Origin of the sequence: Bacillus cereus G9842, assembly GCF_000021305.1 — a bacterium.
Lineage (GTDB): Bacteria > Bacillota > Bacilli > Bacillales > Bacillaceae_G > Bacillus_A > Bacillus_A thuringiensis_S.
On the sequence record NC_011772.1, the window covers coordinates 2,381,495 to 2,394,580 of the forward strand.

Consider the following 13,086-nt stretch of genomic DNA (forward strand, 5'->3'; position numbering starts at 1 on the left):
CTCAAAGATATAAATTGGGGAAAATATAGAACAATTAAATTTCAAAAAAGCATTCTTTCTAATCGAGAATGCTTTTTTGCTGTGATTCTAGAAAAGTTGGCATTGCTAATGGTAAATAGAAGGGGATAGCAAATTGAAATGGACAAGTGGAGTTTTACGTTAAATTCAAAAAAACAGATTTTTATGAGTGGATTTTTATCATTGTATGCTTTACTTGTTTTTTTAGTAGTATTATACTGCCTGAAAAAAGATAAACAATGGAACAAATGAAACTTGTATCTTGTCTATATATTGAAACCATAATAAAAGTGAGGGCAGTTTTTATGTTTATTCAAATAAGTTTGAGGTGTGGAAATGGAACAGACGTTTATTGAAAAGTGTAATCATGATGAGCTGGACTATGTTATAAAAGACTATTGGCAAGATGTATGGAATTATTCATTTATTATTACGAAAGATCCACACTTATCAGATGATATCACGCAAGATGTATTTATAAAGGTGTTTAAAAATTGGAATTCATTTCGAAAGGAGTCATCTATTAAAACGTGGATATTAAAAATCACAAGAAATACGGCAATAAACTATTTGAAATCCTCTTATTTTAAAAGGATATCTTTAATAGGATTTTTTAGTGACGATAAGCAATCCCTGTCAGCAGAACAAGAATTTTTTAAGCAAGAAGAAATGAATGATGTGTGGAAGGTTGTATTAGAACTACCTAAAAAGCACCGTGAAATAATTATATTGGACGCAAAATATGAATTATCTTATGAAGAAATGGCTGAAACATTAGGAGTATCCATTGGAACTGTAAAATCGAGATTAAGTAGAGCGAGAAGTAAGGTTTCAAAATTAATAGGGGAGGGTAGTAGTGATGAACAATAAACAAAATCCTGACTGGTATAGAAAAATAAAAAAAGGGCCAATGGAGAATCGTAAAGATGAAGAAGAATTTATTTCTAAAATAAAGCAGTCTATATATGAAAATAATGAAGTGGATTTTGTAAAACATAAAAGACCATTTCGTAAAAAAGCATTACCTATTGTAGTTGTTTTAGTTTGTACAATGTTATTTTTCATTGTTCAACAACCTTGGCTTGATGATAATAAATCACCGGTACAAAGTAGTACTCAAATTAAGCCTAAAACAAAAGATGAGTCTGCTCAAGATCCATCATTAAAACAATTTATGAATGAACTATATCAAAGTACGAACTCGAAAAATGAAAATGACCTGTACAAAGCGTTAAATGATGAAGTTCTATTTAAAGGGAAGAGTTATAAGAAGGATGAACTGAAGTTTGATGAAGATATTTTTCATGAGTTGCAAGTCGCTCTTACAATGGGGGGAGAGTTTGCAAATGATACAAAAAAAGTATACAAAGTACCAAGTGGATTGACAGAAAGTAACCAACCAAAGCAAGCGCATTTTATATATGCAACGGTTACTGGAAATAAAACGAAAATTTTAGCTGAACCAAAACGAGAATCACAAGTGTTATATGAAGTATCTAATGAAATGGTAAAAGCTTGGATTCCAGAAAAAGTGCAAAATGATGGATATATAAAAATATCGACAATTAATGGCAATACTGGATACGTACAAAAAGAGTATGTTTTAACTGATATTAAGTATTCATTTATGTTCGAAAAAAATGATAATGGTGAATGGAAAATAATAAATATAGATTCTATTTGGTAAAAGAGGAAGGTTCACTTTAATGAACCTTCCTCTTTGTTTTTATTCTCTTTTTGAAGTGTATGCCAAGACTCTAAAATTTCTGATGTAACGAGAGCGGCAATGTTTTTTTCTGAATTACTACCAGGAATAACGACAGAAACGGCAATTTGTGGATCTTCAGTAGGAGCATATGCAATGAAAAGAGAATGATTTATCATTCTTTCTTGCTCATTTGGAAAGCCTGTAATACCTGTTTTACCTGCGACGTCAAAAGGCAACTTTTTAATTTCCTCTATATTTTGACTCATTCCACCTTGCACGACACTCCAAAAGTTCATCGGGTAACGATTTGAACTTTCTAAAATTGGTTTAAACTTTTTTGTTTCCTTACCGTCCGGACTAATAATTGCACTTACAGTTTGAGGTTTATATTTATCACCTTTACTTGCCAAAGTTGCTGCATATTGAGCGAGTTGAAGAGGGGTATGCACTTCATTTCCTCCCCAAGAGGCGTTTAATAAAGCGGAGATTCCATTTTCAAACTTATTAGATGGATGGAATTCATATTGTCCGTCTTCTTCAAAGGGTAAATCAATCCCGGTTTTAGAACGTAGGCCGAATTGTATTAAATAATCTGTCCATATATGTGCCACTTTTTCTATATTCCCATTATTTTGGTTGAATAGGGGCAGAGCTACTTTTGCTGTCATAAATGTGTTAGATGAATTAATGATAGCCTGCCTCGGTGTAATCTCACCTGTTGGCGTTCCAGGTGCATTCGTAATGTTATTTTGATTATCATACTGAAAAGTCCCTTTATCTAAATAAGTATCTTCGGGTTGGAAAAGCTTTTCGTTTAATCCAATTAAAATAGTGAGTGGTTTTATAGTAGAAGCCATATTTACATAAGATTCACCATACTTTAATTTTTGAATTGCTTTATTTTGCGAAAGAGAGTTAATGTTTTCTTTTCTAGAAGATATACGTGTATTTAATATATTTGGATCAAAAACTGCCGTGTTGGCCATAGTTAAAATTGCGCCAGTTTTTGCATCGCTTACTACAGCATAACCAGCTTTAGCATCAGGTGTTTTCTTAATTTGAGATCTTAATGCTTCTTCTGCCTTTTGCTGCAACTCAGAGTCTAAAGCTAGCCGTACATCTTTACCTTTTTGTACTGTTTGAATATTCCATAAGAATTTTTTATTATTCAATTTAAAAATAAGAGTTTTACCTGGTTTTCCTTTTAAATCATTTTCATATTGCAGCTCAATCCCGCTTTTTCCAACAGCCTTATGCTTTGAATTAAGGTCATTTTCTACATACCCAATTACTTGTGAACCAATTTCGTGTTTAGGATAATATCGAATCCATTCATTTTTAATTATTACATTATTGGGTTTGTTTTTGTTTATGAATGCAAGTTCATTTTCAGTTATATCAGAGTATAACGGTATATCATTCATAGTCTGCTTTTTACAAGATTGTTGTAATTGAGATTTTATGTTCTCTGTAGAAATATCATGTTGAAATTCGCTTGAAAATTGATTAAAAAAAGCTAATGTGTTTGATGTATCTTGTTTCGATAGCTTTTCGTCATTAGAAGTGCAATATAGAGACTTAACTTTCTTATTTGTAGCTAGTATTACACCATTTTGATCAAAAATCTTTCCTCTTTCAGCTGAAGAAGTTGCGATAGTAATTGAAATGAAGTTGATTTTTAATAAAATTAGTAAAATCAAACCTACGATAGAAAAAACCGCAAAAAATCTCCATCTTTTTATATGTAACATATAACCCTCCCTTATGTAGCCTATTTCATCTTATATTTAATTATTTTTTTTGTAAATGTGGAACAACTTTATTGTTTAGGTTGTCTATTAAGTATTACAGCATGAAGAAAGGAATAATTAGCATGAAAATTTACTAGCAAGTTTATATGTAAGTTTGATAAGGGTCATTATACAGTTTAGCACTTCTCATGCAAGTGGCAAAAAAATAGAGAGAAAACAGGAAGGGAGAGTTATTAATTCCGTATCTAAACGAAAAGAAATGGTTGCTTACAAGGATTAAGCAAAAAATTGAGGCAATATTTATAACCGATTATCGGTATCTAATATATAAGGAATGCTTTTAGTATTTGTAGCAATTTCTGAAAGGATTAAATGGAGGATTTATGAAAGAACAAAAAGGCAAGAAGCAGAAGACATATATATCTATTCGATTAAATATAATGTTCCTTTGCATATTTGTACTATTCTCAGCTATTATTATGCAGCTAGGAAAGGTACAAATCGTTGAGGGAGAGGCTTATAAGAACCAAGTGGAAAGTAGTCAAAATGCAATAACTAGTATTCCAGTTCCACGTGGACAAATTTTAGATCGAGAAGGGAAAACAGTTGTTAATAATAAATCTCTTCGCACAATTACGTATACAAGGATGAAGGGAATTACGAGTGAAGATATTTTAAAAACAGCAAAAGACTTGGCGAAAGTACTTGAAATGCCTGAACAAGATATAAATAAATTAACAGATATCGATAAAAAAGATTTTTGGATGCAGTTGAATTCGAAACGTGCGGAGACAAAGATTACTAAGAAAGATATAGAAAAGTTTAAAGAAAAGGGTATAGAGGGAAAAGAGTTAGATAAAAAAATAGAAGACTTAAGACGAGGTCGTGTTACAGAGGTAGAATTAGCAGAATTAACAGCACAAGATTTAAAGGTGTTAGCTATTAAAAGTAAAATGAGTTCAGGTTATCAACTAACACCACAAATCATTAAAAAAGATGTAACAGATGAAGAGTATGCGCGGATAAGCGAAAATCTTGCGAATTTTCCAGGAGTAGATGCAACTGTTGATTGGGAACGTAATTATGTAAACGGTAATTTATTTCGTTCTGTATTAGGAAATATTACGAGTAGTGAAGAAGGATTACCGAAAGAAAATTTAGATTCTTATTTAGTACGTGGATATAACCGTAATGATCGTGTTGGAAAAAGTTATATTGAACAACGATATGAAGATGTATTACACGGCACAAAAGAAGAAGTGAAAAATATTACTGATAAATCAGGAAACATTGTTAGCACAGAAATAATCTCTAAAGGAAAAAGTGGTAATAGTTTAACATTAACGATTGATATGGAATTACAAAAGAAAGTGGAAGAAAGTATAGAGAAAAACTTGAGAGCTTTTAAGAGTTCAGAGCCACTGCTCGATCGAGCTTTTGTTGTCATGACGAATCCAAATAACGGACAAATTTTATCAATGGCAGGCAAAAAGATTGTAGAAAAAGAAGGGAAAATAGAAGTTGAGGATTTGGCATTAGGAAACATGACAACTTCGTATGAGCTAGGGTCAGCTGTAAAAGGTGCTACTTTATTAACTGGATATGAGACAGGCGCAATACATCCAGGAGATCAATTTTATGACGCGCCGATGAAATTTAAAGGTACACAAGCTAAGAAATCGTGGAATGTATCCGGATTTGGTAATATTAATGATTTACGGGCTTTACAAGTATCTTCGAATGTATACATGTTCCAGACAGCTTTAAAAATTGCGGGAGTTAATTACGTACCAAATGGCTCATTGGATATTAAGCAAGGAGCATTTGATACGATGCGCTATTATTTCAAGCAATTTGGTTTAGGTGTCCCAACAGGTATTGATTTACCGAATGAAATAATTGGACAAACGAGAAAAGTAGATAGTCAACCTGGGTTTTTACTAGATTTTTCTATCGGTCAGTATGATACGTATACGCCGTTGCAATTAGCGCAATATATTTCAACGATTGCGAATGGTGGTTATAGAATGCAACCTCAAATTGTACAAGAAATACGAGAACAATCAATAAAAGAAGAGGTTGGCAAAGTTATACGTTCCATAGAGCCTGTCGTATTAAATCGAATTGATATGAAGAAAGAACACATTGATCGGATAAAAGAAGGGTTTAGATGGGTATTCCAAGAAGGTGATGGAACTGGCGTGAAATATTTCAAAAACGCGCCATATAAACCAGCAGGAAAGACAGGAACAGCCCAAACTGTATATGGTGGAGATGACCCGATTGGTAGAAATGCAAAAGGAGAACGTATGGAATGTTACAACTTAACGTTAGTTGGATATGCTCCATATGATAATCCAGAAGTAGCATTTTCCGTAGTAGTTCCATGGCTTCATGATGATAAAAATGGAATTAATTCTATAATCGGAAAGGAAGTATTAGATGTATACTTTGATTTAAAACAGCAACGTATACATGGTGAAGCTACTAGTACAGGTAGTTCTAAGCAAAATTAGAGTACTTTTCTCAGGGAAAGAACCTGTTCATATAAAGCCATTTATAAGTAAAAAAATGAAATATGAAATAGGAGATAGAGGCGTCGTAGCTACTATCTCTTATTTTGTTAATAACTCTCATACTAGCTATAATTTTTTTAGTTTATGGAACAAATTTGGTTCGGTGATTGTCTATTATGTGTACGTATAAAAAGGTGCTAAAAATTTGGAAGGAATGATGATTTTGAAAAATAAGAGGATGCTAAAAATAGGAATATGCGTTGGTATATTAGGTTTAAGTATTACAAGCCTAGAAGCTTTTACAGGAGGGGCACTGCAAGTTGAAGCGAAAGAAAAGACTGGACAAGTGAAACATAAAAATCAGGCGACGCATAAAGAGTTCTCTCAACTTGAGAAAAAATTTGATGCTCGAGTAGGTGTATATGCGATTGATACTGGTACAAATCAAACAATTTCTTATCGATCTAACGAAAGATTTGCCTTCGCATCAACCTACAAGGCTTTAGCAGCAGGAGTATTACTACAGCAAAACTCAATTGATACATTAAATGAAGTAATCACATTTACGAAAGAAGACTTAGTGGATTATTCACCTGTTACAGAGAAACATGTAGATACTGGAATGAAACTAGGAGAAATTGCTGAGGCTGCTGTTCGTTCAAGTGATAATACTGCAGGGAACATTTTATTTAATAAAATAGGCGGACCTAAAGGATATGAAAAAGCGCTTAGAAAGATGGGGGATCGGGTTACTATGTCTGATCGCTTTGAAACAGAATTAAACGAAGCTATTCCAGGAGACATTCGTGACACTAGTACAGCGAAAGCAATTGCTACGAATCTTAAAGCTTTTACGGTCGGAAATGCACTTCCAGCTGAAAAATGTAAAATTCTTACAGAGTGGATGAAAGGAAATGCTACAGGGGACAAACTTATTCGTGCAGGCGTACCAACTGACTGGGTAGTTGGAGATAAATCAGGTGCTGGCAGTTACGGAACAAGAAATGATATTGCTATCGTTTGGCCTCCGAATAGAGCACCAATTATCATCGCAATTTTATCTAGTAAAGATGAGAAAGAGGCTAGCTATGATAATCAACTCATTGCAGAGGCAACGGAAGTTATAGTTAAGGCTCTTAGGTAATAGTATTTTAGTTTTCGCATTTTTAACATAAAAGTATTAAAAGTATAAAGTTAGAAAACGACTCTTTTCGTGTGATAAGAGTCGTTTTTGTGTTCTTATTATTAAAAAGGTAAAAGTAAAAATATAACGAATATATATGACGTATCTCATATGAAATTTTCTGTACTGTATTATTTTATTAATTTAAATAAATTTCAAGAAAGTATAATATAATTCAGTTAGCATATAGAAGTGTTTGATGAGAATATAAAGGAGAAAATATGAAAAAAAAGATTAATAGAATCGTAATGATTATTTGTATATTAGTAGGTTTTACAATCTTTTTATATTTACAGAACAATTTAATAAGTATAACTGAGGTTAAAATAACCTCTAGTAAAATACCATCCTCTTTTAAAGGGTATAAAATTCTACAAATTTCAGACTTACACAATAAAAAATTTGGCGATAATCAAGATGTGTTAATTCAAAAAATAAAAAGTATAGACCCAGATATTATTGCGATTACGGGTGATTTAATTGACAGTAAATCATACGATGCAGAAGTTAGTATGCAATTAATACGAGAAATTGTAAAGAAATATCCTGTATATTTTGTGACAGGAAACCATGAACAATGGTCTGGAAAGTATAACAATTTAGAAAAAGAGTTGAAGAAATATGATGTCAATGTTTTAAGGAATGAACATGTAGGCATTCGAAAGGGTGAGCAAGAAATAAACTTGCTAGGTATTGATGATCCAGAGTTTGTTACTGGAAACCGTGATGAAGGAAATATTATAATAGATGAAATTAAAAAAGCGAAAATTGAAATGCAGCCAGATAAATATAATGTATTATTATCCCATCGGCCTGAATTTATAAAGGAATATACGAATGAGAGGTTGGATTTGGTTTTATCGGGACATGCTCATGGAGGGCAAGTTAGATTGCCATTTATCGGAGGATTAGTTGCGCCAAATCAAGGTGTTTTACCTAAATATACAGCGGGTTTATATGTAGAACAAAATACATCAATGGTAGTGAGTAGAGGATTAGGAAATAGTATCATTCCGCAAAGGATTTTGAATAGGCCAGAAATTGTAGTCGTGCAGCTAAATTAAGCTGTACGATTTTTTTTATACAAAAATGAGTAAAGGGGCTTTCTGTATTTTGCAGGAGTAAACATTACAATTTTGTTAAAAATTTTCTACGTTACATAAAGTAACAAAATTTGACCCTCAGTGTTTGTTATAGTGTAAATAATCAAAAAACTTAAAATTTGTCGAGTGAAAATTGTGATAAGTAATTCATATAAAAAACTTAAAGGGGTGTACACATGCATAAAGAATATGAAATTGAAGAATACACGGCGATTGAGGAACAAATCCATTATTATTGTAAATGTTTATTAGTAAGTCATCCTGATCAAATAATAAAATATTTAGAAAAAAGGTTAGAAAAATATGCAGAAACATTACAATATGCACATTTATATCCTGACACAGTTATTTTACCGTTACAGCAATTAGTTATCGAATATTCTTTAGACGTTGCTAGAATTCGGAAGTATATGAATTTAAAAACGTAAAGTGAAATTTATAGTTTAAATGAACCAGAGTCGACTTTAGGAAATGAAATTCTAATGTCGACTCTGTTTCATTGTTTAATATCGGTGATTGAACATACATACTAATCAACGAAGTTTGACATATAATTAAGCAAGAGTAAAATAAAAGTGAGTACTCACTCATTTTTATTGGAAAAGGAGGATGAAACGTGCAACAACCTTCAATTATTTTACGGACTGTATCAAAAAGTTTTGGGAAAAAAGAAGTGTTACACAATCTTTCATTGCAAGTTGAAAAAGCAGAGATTTTTGGTTTTGTTGGACCTTCTGGATCGGGGAAAACAACGCTCATTAAAATGATTGCAGGTATTAATGAGGCAACGAAAGGTGAAGTGCTTGTTAATAATACTAATATGCCTAATTTAAATGAAATGAAACGAATTGGTTATATGGCCCAGGCGGATGCATTATATGAAGAATTGTCAGCATATGAAAATGCAGATTTTATAGCAACGATGTATGGATTAAAGGGAAAAAGTAAAAAGACAAGAATTGCAGAGGTTTTTGAACTTGTACAATTGTCACAGTATATGAAAAAGCAAGTACAACAATTTTCAGGTGGAATGAAAAAACGCTTATCATTAGCAATAGCACTCCTCCATGAACCAGAAATATTAATTTTAGATGAGCCTACAGTGGGGATAGATCCGCTTCTTAGGAAAACGATTTGGGAAAAATTTTATGATCTTAAAAAGAAAGGCACAACGATTATTGTAACGACGCACATTATGGATGAAGCTGAATTTTGTGAGCGTCTAGGATTAATTAGAGAAGGGAAACTAGTTGCAGTTGGAACAACTGAAGAATTGAAAAAACGCGTGTCATCTGGACGGATTGAAGATGTCTTTTTGTTGGAAGAGGTGGTGCCATCATGAGAGTTACTGGTGTAATTATACGTATTATTCGTCAATTTTTTCGAGATAAGCGTTCGTTAGCAATGATGTTTGGAGCACCGATGTTATTACTTTGGCTTTTGTCACTAGTGTTTACACAGAAAGACTATATACCGCAAATTGCTGTTGTTGATATGCCTGCTCAAATAGTAAAAATGATGAAAAATCAAGAAGCGTCAATTTATGAATACAGTAAGGAAAAGGCGATTTCTGAGTTGGAAAAACAAAAGGTAGATGCAGTATTTCGTATAGAGAATGGAAAAATGAAACTTCTGTTGGAAGGTAGTGATTCGTCAAAAAATCGTGCTGTACTTCAAGTATTGCAAAAAAGCACAGAGAAGAATGATGTATCGATTATGAAATCTGAAGTAAATTATTTACATGGCTCTAAAGACTTTACGATGTTTGATGGGCTTGGTCCTGTATTAATTGGTTTCTTTACATTTTTCTTTGTATTTATATTATCAGGTGTATCTTTCGTAAGAGAACGTTTAAGTGGTACGCTAGAAAGGTTATTATCCACCCCAGTAAGAAGATGGGAAATAGTCGCAGGTTATATTATTGGTTTTGGAATCTTTGCCTTTATACAATCCATTATTATCGTAAGCTTTTCCGTTTATATTTTAGATTTATACGTAGCTGGCTCCATATGGCTAACGCTACTTATTACATGTATGCTCTCTTTAACTGCACTAACATTAGGTACGTTTTTATCGGCATACGCAAATAATGAATTTCAAATGATTCAATTTATACCGCTTGTTATTGTGCCACAAATCTTCTTTTCTGGATTGTTTCCATTGGAATCTATGAACAAGTGGCTACAAATGTTAGGGAAAGTATTTCCACTCACATACGGCGCTGACGCAATGAGACAAGTGATGATTCGGAATCAAGGGTTTACAGAGATTGCATCAGATCTTACTGTATTATTACTTTTTTCAATATTATTTGCAGTAGGAAATGTATTTGCTTTAAAGAAACATCGCAAAATATAATAATGACAAAAAGGAGCTTTATAAATGCAGAAGGATTGGCTGGAGGAATTAATAGCTGCAACTAATACGGATAAACGAAATGAACGTCAAATGCGAATATTAGAGGCGGCTGTTGATATGTTTGGAGAAAAAGGATACGCTTCAACTTCAACAAGTGAAATTGCAAAACGGGCTGGTGTAGCGGAAGGAACAATCTTCCGCTACTATAAGACGAAAAAAGATTTATTACTAGCGGTCGTAATGCCAACTTTAACTAAGTTCGCTGCACCATTTTTCGTACAAACCTTTGCAAAAGAAATATTTAAATCGGAGTATGAATCATACGAAGGACTTTTAAGGGTTGTAATTCATAATAGGTTTAAATTTGCTCAAAAACACTTTCCTATGATAAAAATATTAATTCAAGAGGTGCCATTCCAACCAGAACTGAAAAATGAAATACAGCAATTAGTAGAAACAGAACTGTTTTCACATTTCAAAAAGTTGATTGTGAAATTTCAAGAAGAAGGGGAAATTATTGAGATACCACCATCTTCCGTACTACGTCTTACTTTATCAGCTGTATTAGGTTTATTATTAACACGATTTTTATTATTGCCTGAAGAAAAATGGAATGATGAAGCGGAAATTGAAAATACGATTCAATTTATATTGTATGGATTAACTCCACGAATTTAATCGTTGAAGTGTGAATTACATACATTACTTTTAAGTAAAAATAAATCGCCTTTAAAAAGGCGATTTATTTTCATTATATATTTTTGATAAATAAGTGCTTGTTTACTAAAAACATTCTAAATCAGCGTGTTTCTTTGTCTCTTCTTCTAAGACCTAATAATCCTGCTAGTCCTAATAAACCAAGCCAAGCCCAATTATTATTTTTATCACGATTATCATTTAAATCATTTGTTGTATTTACATTTCGAGTTCTTACATCATTATTAACTCTGTCTAAGTTATTGTCATTTACTCGAGTTGAAATATCAGTGTTATTAACTCTATTCATATTATTTCCATCGTATTCAGCTTGCGTAGATGTACCTAAAAACATAATAGATAGTGTTAAAACACTCAAAATAGATGATAATTTCTTTTTCATAACAATCCCTCCTTTCTTAATCATTAATTTCTCCGAAGCATGTGTGTATTATTCATTTCACAATATCTAAACCCTCATTAATAGGGCGCACATTTATAGAAAATAGAGTTGAATGATTGTTAATGTATCATTGGATTTATATTTCTCATAAAAATAACTGAATCAAACTTTGCTTAAAATGTTAATCTTAGTACAATTTATATTATACGGACTAGTAATAAGGAGGTAATAAGATGCGACAATTTGCAAAACCTACAATCGTCGTAAGTAAATGTTTAGAATTTGATGCTTGTCGTTATAATGGAGAGATGATTCCAGATGTAACAATACGAAATTTGCAGCCATTTGTTACATTTATACCTGTTTGTCCAGAAGTCGAGATTGGATTGGGGACTCCTCGTGAAACGATACGAATTGTAGAAGAAAATGGTGAGAATAGACTTGTGCAACCGTCGACACGAGAAGATGTAACTGAAAAAATGGAGCAGTTTTCAAATGACTTTTTACAAACGATACCGGATGTGGATGGTTTTATTTTAAAGAATCGTTCACCAAGTTGTGGTACGCGTGATGTGAAAATTTATTCTGGTTTTGAAAAAGCGCCAGCAAAGGGAAAAGGAGCTGGCTTATTTGGCGGAGCAGTAGTAAAAAAATTTTCGCATCTTCCTATTGAAGAGGAAGGTAGATTGTCGAATTTTATTATTAGAGAGCATTTCTTTACAAGGCTATTTACAATCGCATATTACAAAATGATTAAACACAATAAAAATATGAAAGAACTTGTATCGTTTCAGTCGGATAATAAATATTTATTTATGGCATATAATCAGGTGAAACAAAAGGAATTAGGTCGTATAATTGCAAATCAAAAAAATGAAAAGATTGAAGTGGTATTTGAAAACTATGAGAAGACTTTATATGAATTATTTATGCGTGCGCCCCGTTATACATCGAATGTAAATGTATGCGAGCACATTTTTGGATATTTTAAAACAAAGTTAAAAAAACAAGAAAAAGATCATTTTATAGAACTGTTACAAAAGTATGCAGAAAAGAAAATACCACTTAGTAGTTTACTTACAATTTTAAAATCATGGGCTATTCGATTTGATGAAAAGTATTTATTAAGACAAACATATTTCGAACCATATCCTGAAGCATTAGTAGAAATTTCTGATTCCGGAAAAGGTAGAGATTATTAAACAATAAATTACATAATTCGACACAAAACCTCCTATGTTGTTGTAGAACAATGTAGGAATTTTTTTGTGCATTAGTACAGAATCTGTTTTAAAATTAAGTTATGACAGAATTATAGCAATTGTCTAACTAATATTCTTGTCTTTTAAG

12 protein-coding genes are annotated in these 13,086 nt (G+C 32.2%); 10 read left to right on the forward strand and 2 right to left on the reverse strand.

Going from position 1 to position 13,086, the window contains the following annotated elements:
* The first annotated feature begins 354 nt into the window (after nucleotides 1–354).
* Both BCG9842_RS11865 and BCG9842_RS11870 read left to right on the forward strand, forming a co-directional pair.
* A complete protein-coding gene (locus BCG9842_RS11865) occupies nucleotides 355–888 on the forward strand; it encodes an RNA polymerase sigma factor (RefSeq protein ID WP_000438327.1) in 534 nt (177 codons plus the stop codon).
* On the forward strand, nucleotides 878–1,705 hold the full coding sequence (locus tag BCG9842_RS11870; RefSeq protein WP_001060761.1) for an SH3 domain-containing protein: 828 nt from the start codon (nucleotides 878–880) through the stop codon (nucleotides 1,703–1,705). Before BCG9842_RS11865 ends, BCG9842_RS11870 begins: the two co-directional genes overlap by 11 nt.
* A gap of 11 nt (nucleotides 1,706–1,716) precedes the next feature.
* Here BCG9842_RS11870 and BCG9842_RS11875 read toward each other — a convergent pair whose 3' ends face one another.
* On the reverse strand, nucleotides 1,717–3,477 hold the full coding sequence (locus BCG9842_RS11875) for a peptidoglycan D,D-transpeptidase FtsI family protein (protein ID WP_000902383.1): 1,761 nt from the start codon (nucleotides 3,475–3,477) through the stop codon (nucleotides 1,717–1,719).
* A gap of 383 nt (nucleotides 3,478–3,860) precedes the next feature.
* Here BCG9842_RS11875 and BCG9842_RS11880 point away from each other — a divergent pair, with 383 nt between their 5' ends.
* The 7 genes from BCG9842_RS11880 to BCG9842_RS11910 all read left to right on the forward strand — a co-directional run bounded on the left by BCG9842_RS11880 (nucleotide 3,861) and on the right by BCG9842_RS11910 (nucleotide 11,315).
* Nucleotides 3,861–5,993: a peptidoglycan D,D-transpeptidase FtsI family protein gene (locus tag BCG9842_RS11880; RefSeq protein ID WP_000662984.1), complete on the forward strand. Its 2,133-nt coding sequence runs from the start codon at nucleotides 3,861–3,863 to the stop codon at nucleotides 5,991–5,993.
* A gap of 217 nt (nucleotides 5,994–6,210) precedes the next feature.
* Complete coding sequence (gene bla, locus BCG9842_RS11885) at nucleotides 6,211–7,137, forward strand: class A beta-lactamase Bla1 (protein ID WP_041488158.1); 927 nt, start codon at nucleotides 6,211–6,213, stop codon at nucleotides 7,135–7,137.
* 260 nt (nucleotides 7,138–7,397) lie between these two features.
* Nucleotides 7,398–8,240, forward strand: a complete 843-nt coding sequence (locus BCG9842_RS11890; protein ID WP_000727189.1) for a metallophosphoesterase — start codon at nucleotides 7,398–7,400, stop codon at nucleotides 8,238–8,240.
* 215 nt (nucleotides 8,241–8,455) lie between these two features.
* Complete coding sequence (locus BCG9842_RS11895; protein ID WP_000548621.1) at nucleotides 8,456–8,707, forward strand: hypothetical protein; 252 nt, start codon at nucleotides 8,456–8,458, stop codon at nucleotides 8,705–8,707.
* Between the two features lie 188 nt (nucleotides 8,708–8,895).
* Entirely contained in the window at nucleotides 8,896–9,621 is a 726-nt protein-coding gene (locus BCG9842_RS11900; RefSeq protein WP_001187074.1) for an ABC transporter ATP-binding protein, read from the forward strand.
* A complete protein-coding gene (locus tag BCG9842_RS11905; protein WP_001266720.1) occupies nucleotides 9,618–10,637 on the forward strand; it encodes an ABC transporter permease in 1,020 nt (339 codons plus the stop codon). Before BCG9842_RS11900 ends, BCG9842_RS11905 begins: the two co-directional genes overlap by 4 nt.
* A 24-nt stretch (nucleotides 10,638–10,661) precedes the next feature.
* Nucleotides 10,662–11,315 (forward strand): TetR/AcrR family transcriptional regulator, encoded by a 654-nt coding sequence (locus BCG9842_RS11910; RefSeq protein WP_001168192.1) that lies wholly within the window; start codon nucleotides 10,662–10,664, stop codon nucleotides 11,313–11,315.
* A 121-nt stretch (nucleotides 11,316–11,436) separates the two neighbouring features.
* On the opposite strand, the gene BCG9842_RS11915 is transcribed toward BCG9842_RS11910, so the two are convergent.
* Nucleotides 11,437–11,736: a WGxxGxxG family protein gene (locus BCG9842_RS11915; protein ID WP_000728159.1), complete on the reverse strand. Its 300-nt coding sequence runs from the start codon at nucleotides 11,734–11,736 to the stop codon at nucleotides 11,437–11,439.
* 233 nt (nucleotides 11,737–11,969) lie between these two features.
* Here BCG9842_RS11915 and BCG9842_RS11920 point away from each other — a divergent pair, with 233 nt between their 5' ends.
* Nucleotides 11,970–12,938, forward strand: coding sequence for a YbgA family protein (locus tag BCG9842_RS11920; protein WP_001248638.1), 969 nt, complete (start codon nucleotides 11,970–11,972; stop codon nucleotides 12,936–12,938).
* The last annotated feature ends 148 nt before the right edge of the window (nucleotides 12,939–13,086 follow it).

What these genes read in the sequence shown, in the direction of transcription:
- BCG9842_RS11915 (WP_000728159.1), bottom strand. Translation starts at nt 11,736, where the DNA reads ATGAAAAAGAAATTATCATCTATTTTGAGTGTTTTAACACTATCTATT.
- BCG9842_RS11875 (WP_000902383.1), bottom strand. Translation starts at nt 3,477, where the DNA reads ATGTTACATATAAAAAGATGGAGATTTTTTGCGGTTTTTTCTATCGTA.
- BCG9842_RS11910 (WP_001168192.1), top strand. Translation starts at nt 10,662, where the DNA reads ATGCAGAAGGATTGGCTGGAGGAATTAATAGCTGCAACTAATACGGAT.
- BCG9842_RS11890 (WP_000727189.1), top strand. Translation starts at nt 7,398, where the DNA reads ATGAAAAAAAAGATTAATAGAATCGTAATGATTATTTGTATATTAGTA.
- BCG9842_RS11865 (WP_000438327.1), top strand. Translation starts at nt 355, where the DNA reads ATGGAACAGACGTTTATTGAAAAGTGTAATCATGATGAGCTGGACTAT.
- BCG9842_RS11920 (WP_001248638.1), top strand. Translation starts at nt 11,970, where the DNA reads ATGCGACAATTTGCAAAACCTACAATCGTCGTAAGTAAATGTTTAGAA.
- BCG9842_RS11895 (WP_000548621.1), top strand. Translation starts at nt 8,456, where the DNA reads ATGCATAAAGAATATGAAATTGAAGAATACACGGCGATTGAGGAACAA.
- bla (WP_041488158.1), top strand. Translation starts at nt 6,211, where the DNA reads ATGATTTTGAAAAATAAGAGGATGCTAAAAATAGGAATATGCGTTGGT.
- BCG9842_RS11905 (WP_001266720.1), top strand. Translation starts at nt 9,618, where the DNA reads ATGAGAGTTACTGGTGTAATTATACGTATTATTCGTCAATTTTTTCGA.
- BCG9842_RS11880 (WP_000662984.1), top strand. Translation starts at nt 3,861, where the DNA reads ATGAAAGAACAAAAAGGCAAGAAGCAGAAGACATATATATCTATTCGA.
- BCG9842_RS11870 (WP_001060761.1), top strand. Translation starts at nt 878, where the DNA reads ATGAACAATAAACAAAATCCTGACTGGTATAGAAAAATAAAAAAAGGG.